This window comes from Glaciecola sp. G7-5 (genome assembly GCF_055808975.1).
Genome location: NZ_CM147892.1, coordinates 3,913,607 through 3,929,388 on the forward strand (window position 1 = coordinate 3,913,607; position 15,782 = coordinate 3,929,388).

Sequence of the window (15,782 nt, forward strand, 5' to 3'; positions counted from 1 at the left end):
ACTTGCAAATGAATTGTTAATGCTAGACTGACGTCTACTGTAGCTAGCTTTAATTTATTGATATATATACACTATTGAACTTCATTTTTTCTTTTTATTACATAATCATGTTGTTAAAAAGGAAATATCAACTAGGTAGACAAACAAATGATTAAAGCAGATGACGTCCTTTTATTCGTCCAAGTAGTTGAAAATGGGTCATTTTCTAAAGTAGCTGAGTTACTTTCATTGACCAATTCTGTGGTCAGTAAGCGTATTACTAGGTTAGAAGAAAGCCTCAACGTGCAACTATTGTATCGAACTACCCGCAAATTAAGTCTAACAGACGCGGGGCGCTTGCTATACGGCAAAGGAAAGCTGGCAAAATCTGCTATGCAAGATGCGACCAATGTCGTAAATGGATATGGTGACGAAGTTCGTGGAACGATAAAAATTACCATGCCTGTCGTGTCTGCTAACTTGTTATTAAGTAAAGCGCTTGCTGAATTTTGTACAATATATCCTAAAGTAAATGTCAATTTACAAGTAAATAATCGCGTTGTCGATTTAATTGAAGAAGGCTACGATTTGGCAATCCGTACAGCTCATTTAGAAGATTCAAGTTTAGTGGCACGACGCCTCGTTGATTCGCAGTGGGTTGTGTGCGCCTCACCTGAATATTTAAAAGCCAATGGAACACCGCTACATCCAAGTGAACTGCATGGACATGAATGCTTATTATATAAATATGATGGCGCAGGTACTGATACTTGGATTTTTGCAGACAAGGGGCAAGAGCAACAGGTTCAAGTTAAAGGACGGTTTAATACAAATAGTTTACATGCTATCGCTGCCGCAGCCTCAGCGCATCTAGGTATAGCCTTCTTACCTCAAGCACTGGTCTTTGAAGATATAAAAAACGGAAGGTTAAAACCAATATTAGAGAGCTACGCAAGTAAAATGTTGGGGATTTATGCGGTATATCCAAATTGCCGTCAACCTGATAAAAAAATCAAACTGGTCATAGAACATTTACGTAAGGCATTTGTAAAACAAGAGTCATATTTTCATTAAAGATAGCGACATAAAGACTGAGTTTTTTGTTCAAATTGATATGATAAAGAGCATTTAAAGTGCAATTCTGGGTGCGCTGATTTCTTTTCTTTTAATAGACATACGTGGCGCCAAGCTATATAAATCGCCATTTAAGCCCACTAGTGATTTCTCTACCCCATGCTTTTTGGCGACTTCAGAACAGGCTAATAAATGCTTTGGTTCACCATGCACCGGGACTATACATTTTGGTCGTACCCAGTCGAATAATTGCCCTAAATCGTCTTCATTCGGGTGACCAGACGCGTGGATTGTGTAATCACAATTTGCCGATTCGATAACATTTATGTCTCGTTGTGTTAGAAGGCTTGTTAATCGTTTGACGGCATTTTCATTTCCGGGAATAACAATACTGCTAAAAATAACGGTGTCATCTTTGTCTAAATCACAATCTCGGTGAGTATTCATTGCAAGTTTATATAAACCTGCTCTTGGTTCTCCCTGACTGCCTGTCGCCACAATCAGTACTTCATGTTTTGGAAGGTAGCCAATATGTCTGCGGGGAGTAATTTTAAATTCTTCAGGCCAAAATCCTGTGCTCCTAGCAATACTAACCATATTCTCAAGTGCTGGGCCGAGTAAACACATATATCTATTGCTTGCCTGTGCGATTTTAGCCAGTGTGATGAGCCTAGCAATATTGCTAGCAAAGCAAGTCACCACTACCCGCCCCTTTGCACGGCTAATAATACTACCTAAGCCATATTCGCAGTCTTTTTCTGATACCGAGTGTCCTGGGCGATTAGCATTAGTAGAATCACAGACCATTGCACTTATGTTTTTACTTGCTAAATTTTTATATAACTGTTTATTGAAACGTTTACCCACCACCGGACTGTTATCTATTTTCCAGTCTCCAGTATGCAATACTCTCGCAACGGGCGTGGTGATTAAAAGTGCATTGGCTTCAGGAATAGAATGGGTAGTGGGTATCCATTCTATCGTAAATGGGCCAATATCGAGTACATCTCCTGGGCTCACGACAACAATAGGCAGGTCGTAAGGTACTTCTGCTTTGTAGGCTTTACGCCTTAATACTTCCGCGGTGAAGGCAGTGGTGTAAATTGGACATTGCAGCTGCTCCCATTGGCTTACTACTGCACCGAGATGATCCTCGTGAGCATGCGTTAAAATCATGCCACATAAGGCGTCCCGACGGTTGGCAATAAAGGAGATATCGGCACTCACCATATTATGGCGAGCTACGCCGCTATGTTCATCTTGTTCACGCAGCAGCGGCACGTCAAAAGTAACGCCGCAATCGACCATCAGCCACTGTCGACTGTGGCCATATAGGTTTACATTCATGCCTATTTCGCCCGTTCCGCCTAAGGGTAGAAACCACAGATCATGTTCAGTTGGTAAATATTTCAAGGGAACAACCTTTTGCAGTGTTTGCCTATGGCAATAAATAAAGATGAAACGCACTAGTTAGCAATACATTAAGTTGCCATGGAGTTGTGCAATCACAGCCCGATATTAATCAAATTGTATCACAGGACTTTTCTTATTAAGCCTTCAGATACAACCTTCTACGCGGCCTAGCGAATTTACGTTCATTAACTAGTAAGACCAAGTTCATTAACAAAATTTAATCTAAATCAGCCCTTTGGTGCTAATCCATTCAAAAAAAAACGAGGTAGAAAATATCCGGAAGTTTCATCATTTAAATAATAAGGAAAAAACCATGAAATTATTAAAGGCAGTTCCAGTTGTTATGTTAAGCGGCTTGTTACTTGCGGGTTGTGGTAACGATCTTGACGATCCACCTGTTAACGTAAATACTCCACCACTTGTACCCGCAGAGTTTGCTAATGTGAGAGTCGTACACGCCTCACCTGACGCGCCTTTAGTTGATGTATTTTCAGGCACTACTGCAGTTGCGTCAATGCAAGATGTTGATTATCAAATGGCGTCTGGCTTATTAAATTTAGATGCAGGCACGTATACGTTCAGAGTTGAGGCAGAAACGCCGGCAGGTAATGTTGAGGTACTAAACGTGCCAGCAACGCTAAGTGATGATACGGTTTACAATGTGCTCGCCGTTGGCGACGTTGCTGATTTAGAGGCATTACTGGTAACAAGTCCAAAGGCTGATATTGGTGACGGTAACATTAGAGTACAAGTGGTACATGGCGCGCCTGAAGCGCCTATGGTTGATGTGTATGTAACTGCCCCAAATACAGCAATTGACGCAGAACAAGCCCTTGCTACTTTATCGTTCAAAGAGTTTACGCCACAAGTTGAAGTGCCCGCTGGCGACTATCAGGTACGCATCACTGTAGCTGGGACAACAACGGTAGTGTACGACTCTGGCAGCCTATCATTAGGAGCAGGCGCAGACTTTTTGGTAACAGCAACTGAAAATGTTGCAACCGGTCCTTCACCGGTTGCTTTACTTGTGGCTGATGGCACAGCTTCAGCTGTCATTTATGACGTGAACACGAAAGCAAACGTTCGCGCTATCCACGGCATTGCCGATGCTCCCGCGGTTGATGTTTTCGCAGTTGTACCCGACGCAGACGATATATTATTGTTTGACGGCGCTCCCTTCAAAGGAGTAACACCTTACATCGAGGTCGCTGGCGGAGACTATATCCTGGATGTCGTTGCTGACGCAGATAATAGCATCGTGGCAATAGATGACGCAGCGATTAGCATAATGAACGCAATGCGTTACACGGCCTTGGCTAACAACACCTTAGCATCAGCAGATCTAGACCTGATTGTAGATGACCGACGTGCCTTAGCGACAGCCGCACAAGTGAGAATATTTCATGCTTCGCAAGCTACTGGGCCAGTCGACATTTACGTAACTGCTGATGGAATGATTGACAACGTAGAACCTGCTTTTGCGGGAGTTGAATATATGACCGCTGCCTTGGCAGAAACAGGCTACGTGCAATTAGCGCCAGGCAGCTATCACGTAACGGTAACCGCTAATGGCTCAAAAGAGGCAGCTATTGCAACCGGTGAATTAAACCTGATGGCAGGTGGTATATATACTGCCCTAGCGGTTGACGGCGATACAACCGACATGGGTCCACAGCTTATCCTTGCTGATGACTTTGTGGTGCCACGTAGAGCTCAGTAAAAACAAATCAAGATTAAACAACTGACACATCTGTTGTTATACTTCAAAAACGCCTCAATTTATTGCAAACTGAGGCGTTTTTTATCACTTAAGATGATACTGTATTGTCATGCAACGAAATCTCACACTCGACATCATTCGCACTTTAGCCATCGTATTGATGGTAATCTTCCATTTCATTTACGACCTAACTTTTTTTGGCTATGCGAGCTGGGATATTCCAGATGGAAGCGGCTGGCGAGAGTTTCGCTGGATCATCATTAGTTTGTTTTTTATTTGCTTAGGCATATCGCTAAGCTTTGTGCACAAGTCATCCTTTAAAGCTAGAAAGTTTTTAAAACGACTTGGACAAATTAGTCTTGCTGCTTTGTCAATTTCAGTGGTTACCTATATTGCTATCCCCAAAAATTGGATTTTCTTTGGCGTATTACACTTTTTAGCTCTTGCTAGTTGCATCGTCGTGTTTTTTGTTAGGTTGCCAAAAGTTTGCTTGTTAATATCGATTTGTTTTTTAAGTGTTGGTGCGATGCAGATATTGCCAAGTCGCTGGCCCTTTGATTTGTTTTTCGATAACTTGCCACGATACACAAACGATTACGTCGCCTTATTCCCATGGTTAGGTATGGTATTTCTAGGTGTAGTTATTGCCCATTCAACTTGGTTCTTAGCTGATCCTTGTTTAAAACACATCGATCAAAACAAAGTATCGACAAGATATTTAGTTTGGCCCGGACAGCATAGCTTGAGTATTTATTTGTTGCATCAACCCATTTTGATGGGCTTGGTTTATTTGAGCACAAAAATCTAAACAACTTACTTTGTGCATCTTATCTACCATTCTTTATATGGAAGGCTTTTAGCTTGCAATTGAATAAACTTAATATCAATTTTATTGTCTGCATTTCGCAGCAACACCTCAAAGCCTAGATGGTCACTTGTTTTCTGTAGGTTGTTAATTAATAAGGCTTTACTTGCTCCGTAAACATAAAGCATCTGTGTATCAACCGAATTTTGTTTTATCACTTGCATCGACACATATTGACTATATACGCGCATGAAAGATTGCATTTGGGCGACTTGCGCTGGTGTGAATTGAGAGAAGCTAAGCACATATTCAGTGTGTGAGTTTGTATCGCGTTGACTTGTTAATGCTGCCTTATAAACAGACATATTGTTACTTGACGAGCTGTAAGCACATGCATCGTTTTTAATACAACAAACAAAGGAAGCGACACATACAATAATGTTTATATAGTTCATTCAGGACTTAGCCTTAAAGATAAATTGTAGGCAAAAAAGTAGCTAAAAAAGCGCACTCATCTTTGTATATTAACCGACTATATGAGTCAATACTATATACCTGCATTTACTTTAATTTAGAGAAGCTTGCCCAAACACCAAATGACGTTTAACATCCACTGGTCAATTGCCATTCATCTAACACGGCGATTTCATTTACACGAAGTTTGCTTAACCACAAATCATTGCCTTTTAATACATATTCGCCGCTTAACTGCGTTAGAGGCTTTTGACCAAGATGCCTGGCGATAGCCCGTCCCAACACTTCATCAAAGGAACGTGGGTATAAACGAACTAAGGTTTGTTGTGGAGCATATAAATCCATAAGAGCTTGTTCTTGGGGCGTCTTATAGCCACTGGCAAGTCTTACTATCTGGCTATGCTGTCTGTTTTTATGAGAAATAACCGTTAAATGATTTTGCTTCACCGCCCCTACATCAATGCCGATGCAAGAATGCATATATTCCAAAATTTGTTTGGTGCTTGAGCTTGGAAATTGTAAAGACCGGTCAACCCCCTTCAAAGAAGACAGTTGACGCAAGCGCTCTGAGATTTGTGCTGAATTTACCTTAACTTCGCCTCTTTTCGTTGCTTGAAAAATAGCATTAGCATCAATCTCAATTGGTGCTACTTGCTCTATTTCAGCTATATCATCAGTATTTTCATGTATTTTAGGCGCATTTAGTGCCAAAGGTGAAGATCGTCGATCTTGCTCAACTTTGCTTGAAGGTGGAGGCGGCAATTCGATATCTACAAATGCCATTTGATAAACTTGTGGCTCATTAATAGCTACGTAGGCTTGTTGTTTTGCCTGCACTTCTTTAAGTTCTGCATCTTGTTTCACTTCAACAAAGTAAAACACATCTAACATTATAGTGAGCAGCAACACTAAAAGCGTCGCTGCACCATACATTAAAGATTGACGCGTCATAGTCATAACGATTAGTTAGACAAGCTGCTTAACGCTGCCAATTCCATTTTTTGGGCAAGATCGCGCAATATCGCTTGTTGCTGCATTCGCTTTTGTTGCTGAGTATTTATTTGCACATTTTGCACACTTTGCTCACTTTGCACACTTTGTGCACTTTGCTCACTGCTATCTGTAATGGTTGAACTGATCTCAGCCTGAATGGATTTTACTTGCGTTTCTTTTGCGATTTTTTTAGCAGATTTCACGGGCTCATCAATAGCCTTATTATTTATCAATAAAGGTGATAAACCGGTGACAACCGTTTCTAAAGTAGCCACATCACTTTCTAAGTTATTCACTCTGTCTACTAATATTTTATTTTCATCAGAGGTTAGTTTCGCGAGTTTAGATACCGTCGCCCATTCTTCATTTAGCTTAGTGTTGATACTAGCTTCGCTAGCTACTGCGTCATTATTTTTCAATTGACTTAGCTCTTCGGCAGTATAGCTAGCCGCTTTGTGTAGCATGGTTTTGACGGTCTTTGTTTGCAATGCTAAGTAGGCAATTGCAACAATACTGACAATAATAAAAAGTGTCTTCATATTTTAGCCCTATATATTTGACGTGGCTTTGCATGGTTAGGCGTAATACTTGAGTGCGAAGTCACGCCTTGTTTGGCGAGTAATATTGCCAGCCATGCTCGAAGTGCAGTCGAGCTTGGCAAACCTACTACCGTGGTCATAAATGCCATTGAAAATTGTGTGGTTAATATCGTAATTATTTTGTTTACATTTTGTGGGGTTAAGCTTTGTTCTGCCAATGCACCTATCCCCAAACTGATCCCCAATAAGGTAAATGTTAAAGCCAAAGTAGAAATACCGTTGGCAGCTTGTGAGCCCACCTGTGCCCAAAAAACAGTCTTTTGTTTTTTACTCACTTTCATGATGGCGTATACTGAAACGATAACTAAGCTCGCAAACAAAACACTAAACGTGACCCCAAAGTAGCGTTCCATCCATGCAATAATATCGCTGATTTCCATTTTTGTGATAAAGCTAATAAGGGCGAATATAATCGCCAAACTACCTATAATCGTGCCAATAGTATTGCTGACTAATTTCGCTTGGTTCACAGGACTAGATGCTTGTTGCTCGCCTAAAGATAAGTCTTTTTGTGCGCTCATTTTCGAAAACTCATGCTTGTATTTAGCACCGCATCAGTAGTGATATTGACTTCATTTAACCAATGCTCACTGGCGCTTTGTTTGTTCTCTGCACCGGCATGTACTAAAAACGTGAGTTCATATTCGTTAAAGGCTTTTTGCACAAACATAGACGATGAAGACATTAAACGTTCATCGCGCATGACCATACGTTCCATGTCAGTCAACTGACGCTGGCGTTTTTTTAGCTGCGCTTGACGTTGCTGAAGATCTAAAGTGGGTGAAAGTATATCTTCTATAAGTGCTGCACGCTCTCTTTCGAGGTTTTGCAGGCTCAAGGTGTTTGTACTCGTTTTTGATGCTGCACTTGCCAAACCGCTACTAAGCACCGTCAAAGTAATAAGCGCAGCGCTAAAGACACATACGCTTTTAGTGAATGCGCGAGTAGATGTCATATTTTTTAAAGTTAACATGCGTATTCCTTATAGAAAAAGTGAAACTGAATTTGCTGGCGTGGTGAATTGCTCTGCACTGGCCGCATCTGCTTCTTGCGCGACGCTAATCGCAAACTCGAGTGACTGGGCATCAAGAGCAACAATCTTGGCCATATAACTTAGCATTAAGGCTTCTTGGTCTAGAAGTGACTGCTCTGACGACGCTTGCATAAGCAATTGGCGCATATACTCTTGCGTGCTCACTTCAACTCCATCAACGGTAGCCGCTAAGTTTGCTTTATGGGCATTAATCGCCGCTTTTAATTGCTCTATTTTTTGTAAGTTACTGGCAAACTCTTGTGCGTATGGACTTTGTTCGTTGTAGCCATCCTGCAATAAAGTTTCATCAACCTGCTGCATCACCTTTTCCATGCGGGCTCGCGCGGCTTCTTGGCTTAATTTAAGCTGAAAAGCAGCACTATTTGCTTGCTGACTTGATTGCTTATATAACTTAGCTAAGACTGCCTGGTACACATCCATTTTGTCTTCAAGCTGAGATTGACGTAATTGTTGCCCTGCATGCATCAAATCAAGAAAGGCTGATTTAAGTTGAATAAGGTCTACTTTTTCATCAACCATAGTGTCATCGCTAGCGTCTGCAATTAAGGCTTTTAACGCTTTAATTTGCTCACTCTTTGCGCTTATCTGCTTTTCTATGTTAAATAACTCAAGGGCCATCGGAGACATTCTAAAATCTTGTTGTATTCTTTTTTCTATTAGATTCGCTGGGAGCTCAACTAAAGCATCGGCTGACACCGGTTGCCAATTTCCCTTAGTCGTTTCGCTGGCATAGGCATTTGCACTGAGCAAAACACATACACTGATACTAGCTACGAATAGACGACATTTATTTGCGAAAAGCAGCGAATTGTTATTTTGTTTATTCATAATTAATCCTAATCAATTGACCATTTGCGCTGGCGAGTAATTTCAGCGCGCAAGGTAGGGTTGATATTTAAGGAGAGCAGTTGGTGATGTGATAGCGAATGCGTGTTCACTAAAACATAGGCTGTATCCACAAAAGAACTGTAGTCTGCAAAGAGTAAGTCTTGCTGAGGAAAAGAAGATCTAAACGTCTCTAGCGTGTTGCGTGCAGAGTCCATATCGCCTGCTTTAACATAACTAACAAAAGCTAAAGCCGTAAACTGCATTGCCGTTTCAACATCAGGATGTTGGGGAGAATACTGAATATCAGAGACACAGTGCTGCGCCGAATGTGCAAGCGAGAGATATTGGCTGAGTGTAGGATTCGTATTCGCCCTTTGCTGCGACTGCACTTGTTCTGTACATTTTGTATCAATGCGTTCAAGTACACTTATTTGCGTGTTTAATTCGCTAACACTCGCAGGCGTAACCGTTGTGCTGCAACCACTGACTAAAACAAAAGCGCTGAGGATTAATGTTTTTAGCGTATAGCGCTTAAGGTTAGCCAATAAAGTCGTCATTAAGCTAATCGGGGTTTGTGAAAAAATAAAATTCATCGCCATCTCCTAAATGTGCTTACACTTAGGTATAAAACGATTTGGCTTCTTTTTTATCTAGTAGTAACAATTTTTGCAAAGATCTTTTGCAATTAATGGATCTAGCAAGCACCAATAAGTATCGGTGACTATTTTCAATTGCCTTAACAGCATCATGCCAAATGTCTTATCAGCTACTATACTGCATAAATTATAACCAACTAGTGATAAAGACTTTGACTACGATCAATATTAACTTCCGCGATTAAAGTAGGCTAAGCTTTTAAAGGCTATTAAAAAGCGTAGATATAATATTAGGATTTACACTACTAAATGTAAGATAACTAATTTATCTAAACAAGCTTGTCATAGTTCAAAATTCCATAAATTGAGGATTAAATAATGGCGACTATCACCTTTCATGGCGGCGCGCAGGAAGTCACAGGCTCATGCCATATGCTTGAATCATCAAGTTTTGGGCGTATTTTACTGGATTGTGGAATGCATCAAGGCGGACATGGAGTCGACCGTATTCAAAAAGAATCTTTTGATTTTTCCCCTTCTACGGTGGATGCTGTTGTTTTGTCACATGCTCATCTTGATCATAGTGGTTTGCTTCCAAAACTCGTCAACCAAGGTTTTACTGGAAAAATTTATTGTACTAAGGCAACGGCTGGTTTGCTTGACGTCATGCTAAAAGACTCAGCAAATATTTATTTAGGTGACTTAGAAAAAGAAAACCTGCGAAGAGCAAGAAGAGGCAAAGCACCTCTTCCCCGTGAATACACAGAAGAAGATGTTGAAGAAGCGCTAAATTTGTGTCGTGGAATTGACTATAAAAAGAAGCAAGAGGTGTTGAGGGGCTTGCACGTGCAATTTCAAGATGCTGGGCATATATTAGGTAGTGCAATTGTAGAGCTTTTTATCGATGAACATCACAGCCAAAAGAAACTTGTATTTTCAGGTGATTTAGGGAATAAAAATGCTGTGTTGATGAAAGACCCTACTGTTATCAAAGAAGCTGACGTGGTGCTCATGGAAAGCACATATGGCGATCGAAACCATAAGAAAATTGAAGATACCTTAGAGCAATTGCGTGAAATTATAAGAGACACACAAGCGCGAGGGGGCAATATTATGATCCCCGCGTTTGCGGTTGGGCGTACACAAGAAATTTTGTTCTATTTAGGTATTTTGCATAAAGAAGGTTTATTGCAAAATTGGCAAGTCGCACTTGATAGCCCAATGGCAATTGAAGTGACGCGGGTATACGACCAATGGTTTTGTTCATTAGACCAAATAGAAATACAAGGGGCTAGCCCCTCGTCTAAATCTATATTAAAAGATTTTATTCCTAATCTATATTTGTCGGTCTCAACCGATGAATCAATTGCTATTAACCGTATTAAAAAAGGCGCAATTATCATTGCAGGAAGCGGAATGTGCACAGGGGGAAGAATTCGTCATCATTTTAAACAACGTATTTGGGATGACCGAAATACAATTATCTTTTGTGGATATCAGGCAAACGGTACCTTAGGGCGTTTATTAGTTGACGGTAAAAAGCATATAAAAATGTTTAGTGATGAATTTGTTGTACGCGCCCAAATAGAGACATTGGGCGGCTTTTCGGCTCATGCTGGGCAAGCAGAATTAATTGAATGGTTGCAAGGTTTTAAAAATAAGCCAAGTGTTGCACTGGTGCACGGCGAGCCCAAAGCAATAGATGCTTTGGCTAACCGTATATGGGAATTGTTGCATATTAAAGTAACCCCCCCCAACTTGGCGACACTATGGTTTTTTGATTAAGTGTCCTGTTGGCTTATTATAACTTTTGTTTAACTTGATTTGATAAGAAGAAAATGAATGAATAATGTTAGCCGCTTAAAGTTAGACGTTTTAAAAGCTCATAAACCGAACGCTTATGAATTTTCTATAGCTTTGTCTGCACTAAACCCAGCTTGGAATATCAAACTTGAACTTGTTGAAATAGATGAAAGCACAGAGTCTATCTACTTAGACATTACCGGCGAGCATGTGAATTTTGACCAAATACAATCCAAATTGAACGAGCTGGGAGCAACCATACATAGCATTGACGTAGTAGAAGTCTATGGCAAGAGCTAAGTATAATGGGAGGCTTACCAAATGTTAACTAAATGGCTTGAACTCATCCGTTTGAGCCAGTCTCAGTCAATTATTCGTCGATATTTTATTGTCAATGGATTTGATGGGGCACTTACCATGTTCGGTTTAATTCTTGGCTTTTTATTGAGTTCAAATATTCAAGTGCCAAGTGTTATTAACGTTTGTTTAGGAGCGGCAATCGCTCTTAGTGTGTCAGGAGTAAGTAGCGCTTATGTGAGTGAGCGAGCTGAACGTAAATTTTTGTTACGAAAGCTCGAAGACGCCATGCTAACTGATTTAAGTAACTCTTCTCACGCTCACGCGGCAAGCTTTGTGCCCATTGTTGTGGCATTGGTAAACGGTTTAGCTCCTTTGTTTATTTCTTTTTTGATTATGCTGCCTCTTTGGTTAAATAACGCAGGCTTTGTGTGGATAAGCGCTCCTTTGCACGCAAGTCTTGGGATTGCAGGACTATTATTATTTGCTTTAGGTGCTGTTCTTAGCAGTATTGCAGGTATTCCTTGGTACCTTAGTGGACTAAAAACCTTAGTGATTGGATTTTCAACAGCATTTCTAATTTATCTTTTTGTCGGTGGCCAGTAATGCAAGATAATGATCGAAAAAAGGATTGGCACTGCATAGGTGTAGAAGAATGTCTAAACGCATTGAGTTCAAATGCCAAGGGATTGTCTACATCTTCGGCTTCTCAAGCTGCTGCTAAATATGGACCAAACCTACTTCCAGAAGCTAAACCAAGAAGCATAGTGATGCTTTTTTCAGACAGTTTAAAGAAATTATGACCATCATCCTTATGATTGCTGTAGTTATTTCAGCTGCTTTAGGTGAGTTTACCGACGCTATAATTATCTTAGTTATTCTTTTTTTAAACGCGGCGTTAAGTACTTTTCAAGAATTTAGGGCACAACAAGCATTGTTAGCCTTAAAAAAATTGGCAAGCCCTCAAGTAAAAGTAAAACGTGACAATTCTATTTATCAATTACCTACCGAATGCTTAGTTCCGGGAGATATTGTTTTATTGGAACAAGGTGACATTGTACCTGCTGATATGCGTCTTATTAATGTACAAGGATTGCAGATAGATGAGTCTGCCCTAACGGGTGAGTCGGTGGCTGTCACTAAACAAGTTGAGTCAATAAAAACAGCAAAGCTACCTTTGGGTGACAAAACAAATCTTGTTTTTAAAAGCAGTATAGTGGTATTGGGGAAAGCAATCGGTGTTGTAACTGCTACAGGCATACAAACAGAAATAGGCCACATTGCTAATTTACTTACCGAAGAAAAACAAGCCAAAACCCCATTGCAAATCCGGTTGAGTGTATTTAGTAAATACCTCGTCATTGCTATTTTATGTGTTTGTACCGTGGTATTTTTTGCAGGCATTGCCCAAGGGCAAGCCTTTTTCTTGATGGTGTTAACATCATTAAGCTTAGCTGTAGCCGCGGTGCCTGAAGCGCTACCTGCTGTTATTACCATTTCCTTGGCTATTGGCGCAAGCAAGCTTCTTAAGCAGCAAGCATTGATCAGAAACTTGCCGGCAGTTGAAACTCTTGGTGCAGTTACCTTTATTTGTACTGATAAAACGGGTACTTTGACTGAAAATAAAATGGTCGCTAACCAAATATTTGATGGAACAGAATGCTTTGACAAGTTATCTGAGGACCATTATTTGCTCGGTGTAGGTTTGGCAATTAGCAATGATGTTGAAATTAACAAAGAACAAACTGTAGGCGAAGCGACGGAAATTGCACTTTTTAATATTGCTCATATTAATCATTTTGAAAAATCAACATTATTAGCTGATTTTGCATTAGTAGATGTACTACCTTTTGATAGTGATCGTAAAAAAATGACGACAATCCATGCTCATCAACAAGGGTTTGTTTCGTTTACTAAAGGCGCACCTGAACGCATTATAGCTAGTTGCAAGGGTGCAGAGTATGGTGCCAATAAGAGTGATTTTAACCAACCTCGTTTGCTCCACAAAGTCGATGAGTTATCTTCGCAAGGGAACCGAGTTTTAGCGCTAGCGATGCGACGGTTTGACATGAGACCTAAAAGTAATGACATTGAGAGTATTGAGGAAGACCTGACCTTTTTAGGACTTGTTGCTATTTCTGACCCGCTACGAAGTGAGGTCCCAGATGCAGTTAATCAATGTATTAGTGCCGGTATAAGGCCGGTTATGATTACTGGTGACCACAAAGGAACCGCTATTGCGATTGCCAAACAGCTAGGGCTAGGAAACGGCGATATCGTTTCTATCAATGGTGATGAATTACAAAGTTTATCAGATGCTGACTTTGCTGCAAAAGTTATTAAAACAAATGTATATACGCGTGTGTCTCCTGAACAAAAATTGAGAATTGTAAGAGCTTTGCAAGAGCAATCACATTTCGTGGCGATGACGGGTGATGGAGTTAACGACGCACCCGCTTTACAACATGCAAATATCGGCGTGGCGATGGGTAAAAAGGGAACTGATGTTGCTAGAGGCGCAGCAGATATGATTTTACTCAATGACGACTTTTCAACCATCGTCAAAGCAGTTGCGGCTGGTCGTAGAATTTACGACAACATTCGTAAATTTATAAAATATACAATGAGTTCGAATTCAGGCGAAATTTGGACACTGCTAATGGCACCAATACTAGGCATGCCAATCCCTTTACTACCAATCCATATTTTATGGATAAATTTGGTTACAGACGGCCTTCCTGGTTTAGCGTTTAGCGCCGAACCGGCTGAAAAAAACATCATGCAAAAAGCCCCTCGAAAACAAAACGAAAGCATATTTGCACATGGTATGTGGCAGCATATTCTTTGGGTGGGATTACTGGTTGGGGCTTTGTGTTTAGGCACCTTGCAATGGGCGCTTAGCCATGAGCTCGCGTATTGGCAAACAATGGTATTTTGTGTGTTGGTGTTTGCACAGTTGTTTCATAGCTTAGCCGTACGCTCCGATACCGAATCATTTTTTACCCAGGGTTTGTTTTCTAATGTGTACCTTTTGGCCGCTGTACTTCTTAGTGCTGCTTTACAGCTAGCCCTAGTTTACACTCCTATTTTTAACGATCTATTCAGTACTCAAGCTTTGCCGCTCTCTCATTTGTTTCTGTGCGTAGCAATTGCTTCGATGGTATTTTTTGCGGTAGAAATAGAAAAACTGCTGATTAGGCGCCAACTGATCTATTCATCGCATAATTGGCTTACAACTTAAAAAAGAATTTAGTTTGTCTAAGTCTTAATTATGAACTGAAATGTAGCATATTGTGTTTATTTAGGTATTTTATTATTTTTGCCGATTTTCTTGTTAGAAATGCAGTTCAATTAAGTAAAACATTTCTACAAATTAATCGTTATTACGCATTCCGCTTTTTAATGAAATTAAATATTGTAAGAACGAAATACGCTTATTTGGACAGGGTCAATTCATGGCTTAAAAGTATCACCTTGTTTTGTTTTTGTGTTTGGCCTATCCAGGTTTGTATATCGGCAATAGTATGTGCCTTGCCTTGCTCGTGTAAGCGCTGCATATAGCTGTTTAATGAACTTAAATCTGCCGCATCACTCGGGTTTGCAAAAGCAAGTAATGTATAGCGACGGGTTTGGCTTTGATTTGTGGGTAGGGGAATTTCCCACAGCTGCGATGATGCCTTCGGGGAAAAAAGTTCGCTGTCCTGCTTAAGTTGTTTTTCGGCAAAATCACCCAGAACATCGAAGCTTAGTTCAATAATCGCTTTTGTGTCACTGAGTAACCATAAACTAGCGATTTGTTTATCACTTAAGAGAAAAAGCTGACAAAGGTGCGTTAAGTTTACGGCATTGACCTGCCCTATTTTAGTTACTCGAGTTTCGTCTATTAAGCTTGGGACTGCATTTGCACAACTGCTTTTGTTCTCTGACAATAACGCAATGAGTGCAAATACGACCGGTTGTGAACTAACTATACGACTGCCTTCTACCTCGCTTTCAGTTGTAATTAGCGTAACTATAACACTGATAGCAAACACTACCACTAGTAAGGCAGAAGCAATGATCAAGTAAGGCTTGTTAGCTTTTTGAGCTTTGTTTGTTGGTTCTGTTAATGACGGCGCAATACTATCGGCTTCAATCAACACAGGCT

The 15,782-nt window shown here is 40.4% G+C and carries 17 protein-coding genes; 8 read left to right on the forward strand and 9 right to left on the reverse strand.

Going from position 1 to position 15,782, the window contains the following annotated elements:
• Nucleotides 1-147 precede the first annotated feature (147 nt).
• Nucleotides 148-1,053: a LysR family transcriptional regulator gene (locus tag AC0L6H_RS17210; RefSeq protein WP_473390423.1), complete on the forward strand. Its 906-nt coding sequence runs from the start codon at nt 148-150 to the stop codon at nt 1,051-1,053.
• Nucleotides 1,054-1,107: 54 nt separating this feature from the next.
• Here the strand turns inward: AC0L6H_RS17210 and AC0L6H_RS17215 are convergent, their stop codons facing one another.
• Nucleotides 1,108-2,400: a ribonuclease J gene (locus AC0L6H_RS17215; RefSeq protein ID WP_473394570.1), complete on the reverse strand. Its 1,293-nt coding sequence runs from the start codon at nt 2,398-2,400 to the stop codon at nt 1,108-1,110.
• Nucleotides 2,401-2,779: 379 nt separating this feature from the next.
• Here AC0L6H_RS17215 and AC0L6H_RS17220 point away from each other — a divergent pair, with 379 nt between their 5' ends.
• Entirely contained in the window at nt 2,780-4,186 is a 1,407-nt protein-coding gene (locus tag AC0L6H_RS17220; protein ID WP_473390424.1) for a DUF4397 domain-containing protein, read from the forward strand.
• Between the two features lie 109 nt (nt 4,187-4,295).
• A complete protein-coding gene (locus AC0L6H_RS17225) occupies nt 4,296-4,994 on the forward strand; it encodes a heparan-alpha-glucosaminide N-acetyltransferase (protein WP_473390426.1) in 699 nt (232 codons plus the stop codon).
• A gap of 23 nt (nt 4,995-5,017) precedes the next feature.
• Here the strand turns inward: AC0L6H_RS17225 and AC0L6H_RS17230 are convergent, their stop codons facing one another.
• The 7 genes from AC0L6H_RS17230 to AC0L6H_RS17260 all read right to left on the reverse strand — a co-directional run bounded on the left by AC0L6H_RS17230 (nt 5,018) and on the right by AC0L6H_RS17260 (nt 9,532).
• Complete coding sequence (locus AC0L6H_RS17230) at nt 5,018-5,356, reverse strand: hypothetical protein (RefSeq protein WP_473390427.1); 339 nt, start codon at nt 5,354-5,356, stop codon at nt 5,018-5,020.
• Nucleotides 5,357-5,594: 238 nt separating this feature from the next.
• Nucleotides 5,595-6,422: a hypothetical protein gene (locus tag AC0L6H_RS17235; RefSeq protein WP_473390428.1), complete on the reverse strand. Its 828-nt coding sequence runs from the start codon at nt 6,420-6,422 to the stop codon at nt 5,595-5,597.
• Nucleotides 6,423-6,427: 5 nt separating this feature from the next.
• Entirely contained in the window at nt 6,428-6,997 is a 570-nt protein-coding gene (locus tag AC0L6H_RS17240) for a hypothetical protein (RefSeq protein ID WP_473390430.1), read from the reverse strand.
• A complete protein-coding gene (locus AC0L6H_RS17245) occupies nt 6,994-7,578 on the reverse strand; it encodes a hypothetical protein (RefSeq protein ID WP_473390431.1) in 585 nt (194 codons plus the stop codon). The genes AC0L6H_RS17240 and AC0L6H_RS17245 overlap by 4 nt, the downstream gene beginning before the upstream one ends.
• Nucleotides 7,575-8,030 carry a hypothetical protein gene (locus AC0L6H_RS17250; RefSeq protein ID WP_473390432.1) on the reverse strand — a complete coding sequence of 152 codons (456 nt, stop codon included), beginning with the start codon at nt 8,028-8,030 and terminating at the stop codon, nt 7,575-7,577. Before AC0L6H_RS17250 ends, AC0L6H_RS17245 begins: the two co-directional genes overlap by 4 nt.
• Nucleotides 8,031-8,039: 9 nt before the next feature.
• Complete coding sequence (locus tag AC0L6H_RS17255; RefSeq protein ID WP_473390433.1) at nt 8,040-8,939, reverse strand: hypothetical protein; 900 nt, start codon at nt 8,937-8,939, stop codon at nt 8,040-8,042.
• An 8-nt stretch (nt 8,940-8,947) separates the two neighbouring features.
• Nucleotides 8,948-9,532, reverse strand: coding sequence for a hypothetical protein (locus AC0L6H_RS17260; RefSeq protein ID WP_473390434.1), 585 nt, complete (start codon nt 9,530-9,532; stop codon nt 8,948-8,950).
• A 381-nt stretch (nt 9,533-9,913) separates the two neighbouring features.
• Here AC0L6H_RS17260 and AC0L6H_RS17265 point away from each other — a divergent pair, with 381 nt between their 5' ends.
• From AC0L6H_RS17265 to AC0L6H_RS17285, 5 genes are read left to right on the forward strand one after another with little or no spacing between them, the layout of a single operon-like run.
• Nucleotides 9,914-11,320 (forward strand): MBL fold metallo-hydrolase RNA specificity domain-containing protein, encoded by a 1,407-nt coding sequence (locus tag AC0L6H_RS17265; RefSeq protein WP_473390435.1) that lies wholly within the window; start codon nt 9,914-9,916, stop codon nt 11,318-11,320.
• Nucleotides 11,321-11,377: 57 nt separating this feature from the next.
• Entirely contained in the window at nt 11,378-11,638 is a 261-nt protein-coding gene (locus AC0L6H_RS17270) for a DUF211 domain-containing protein (RefSeq protein ID WP_473390436.1), read from the forward strand.
• A gap of 21 nt (nt 11,639-11,659) precedes the next feature.
• On the forward strand, nt 11,660-12,241 hold the full coding sequence (locus tag AC0L6H_RS17275; protein WP_473390437.1) for a hypothetical protein: 582 nt from the start codon (nt 11,660-11,662) through the stop codon (nt 12,239-12,241).
• Nucleotides 12,241-12,438, forward strand: a complete 198-nt coding sequence (locus AC0L6H_RS17280) for a cation-transporting P-type ATPase (RefSeq protein WP_473390439.1) — start codon at nt 12,241-12,243, stop codon at nt 12,436-12,438. The genes AC0L6H_RS17275 and AC0L6H_RS17280 overlap by 1 nt, the downstream gene beginning before the upstream one ends.
• Nucleotides 12,435-14,876 carry a cation-translocating P-type ATPase gene (locus AC0L6H_RS17285; protein WP_473390440.1) on the forward strand — a complete coding sequence of 814 codons (2,442 nt, stop codon included), beginning with the start codon at nt 12,435-12,437 and terminating at the stop codon, nt 14,874-14,876. Before AC0L6H_RS17280 ends, AC0L6H_RS17285 begins: the two co-directional genes overlap by 4 nt.
• A 193-nt stretch (nt 14,877-15,069) precedes the next feature.
• Here AC0L6H_RS17285 and AC0L6H_RS17290 read toward each other — a convergent pair whose 3' ends face one another.
• Nucleotides 15,070-15,774 (reverse strand): hypothetical protein, encoded by a 705-nt coding sequence (locus AC0L6H_RS17290; protein ID WP_473390442.1) that lies wholly within the window; start codon nt 15,772-15,774, stop codon nt 15,070-15,072.
• Nucleotides 15,775-15,782 lie beyond the last annotated feature (8 nt).

What these genes read in the sequence shown, in the direction of transcription:
- AC0L6H_RS17210 (WP_473390423.1), top strand. Translation starts at nt 148, where the DNA reads ATGATTAAAGCAGATGACGTCCTTTTATTCGTCCAAGTAGTTGAAAAT.
- AC0L6H_RS17215 (WP_473394570.1), bottom strand. Translation starts at nt 2,400, where the DNA reads ATGAATGTAAACCTATATGGCCACAGTCGACAGTGGCTGATGGTCGAT.
- AC0L6H_RS17220 (WP_473390424.1), top strand. Translation starts at nt 2,780, where the DNA reads ATGAAATTATTAAAGGCAGTTCCAGTTGTTATGTTAAGCGGCTTGTTA.
- AC0L6H_RS17225 (WP_473390426.1), top strand. Translation starts at nt 4,296, where the DNA reads ATGCAACGAAATCTCACACTCGACATCATTCGCACTTTAGCCATCGTA.
- AC0L6H_RS17230 (WP_473390427.1), bottom strand. Translation starts at nt 5,356, where the DNA reads ATGTCTGTTTATAAGGCAGCATTAACAAGTCAACGCGATACAAACTCA.
- AC0L6H_RS17235 (WP_473390428.1), bottom strand. Translation starts at nt 6,422, where the DNA reads ATGACTATGACGCGTCAATCTTTAATGTATGGTGCAGCGACGCTTTTA.
- AC0L6H_RS17240 (WP_473390430.1), bottom strand. Translation starts at nt 6,997, where the DNA reads ATGAAGACACTTTTTATTATTGTCAGTATTGTTGCAATTGCCTACTTA.
- AC0L6H_RS17245 (WP_473390431.1), bottom strand. Translation starts at nt 7,578, where the DNA reads ATGAGCGCACAAAAAGACTTATCTTTAGGCGAGCAACAAGCATCTAGT.
- AC0L6H_RS17250 (WP_473390432.1), bottom strand. Translation starts at nt 8,030, where the DNA reads ATGTTAACTTTAAAAAATATGACATCTACTCGCGCATTCACTAAAAGC.
- AC0L6H_RS17255 (WP_473390433.1), bottom strand. Translation starts at nt 8,939, where the DNA reads ATGAATAAACAAAATAACAATTCGCTGCTTTTCGCAAATAAATGTCGT.
- AC0L6H_RS17260 (WP_473390434.1), bottom strand. Translation starts at nt 9,532, where the DNA reads ATGAATTTTATTTTTTCACAAACCCCGATTAGCTTAATGACGACTTTA.
- AC0L6H_RS17265 (WP_473390435.1), top strand. Translation starts at nt 9,914, where the DNA reads ATGGCGACTATCACCTTTCATGGCGGCGCGCAGGAAGTCACAGGCTCA.
- AC0L6H_RS17270 (WP_473390436.1), top strand. Translation starts at nt 11,378, where the DNA reads ATGAATAATGTTAGCCGCTTAAAGTTAGACGTTTTAAAAGCTCATAAA.
- AC0L6H_RS17275 (WP_473390437.1), top strand. Translation starts at nt 11,660, where the DNA reads ATGTTAACTAAATGGCTTGAACTCATCCGTTTGAGCCAGTCTCAGTCA.
- AC0L6H_RS17280 (WP_473390439.1), top strand. Translation starts at nt 12,241, where the DNA reads ATGCAAGATAATGATCGAAAAAAGGATTGGCACTGCATAGGTGTAGAA.
- AC0L6H_RS17285 (WP_473390440.1), top strand. Translation starts at nt 12,435, where the DNA reads ATGACCATCATCCTTATGATTGCTGTAGTTATTTCAGCTGCTTTAGGT.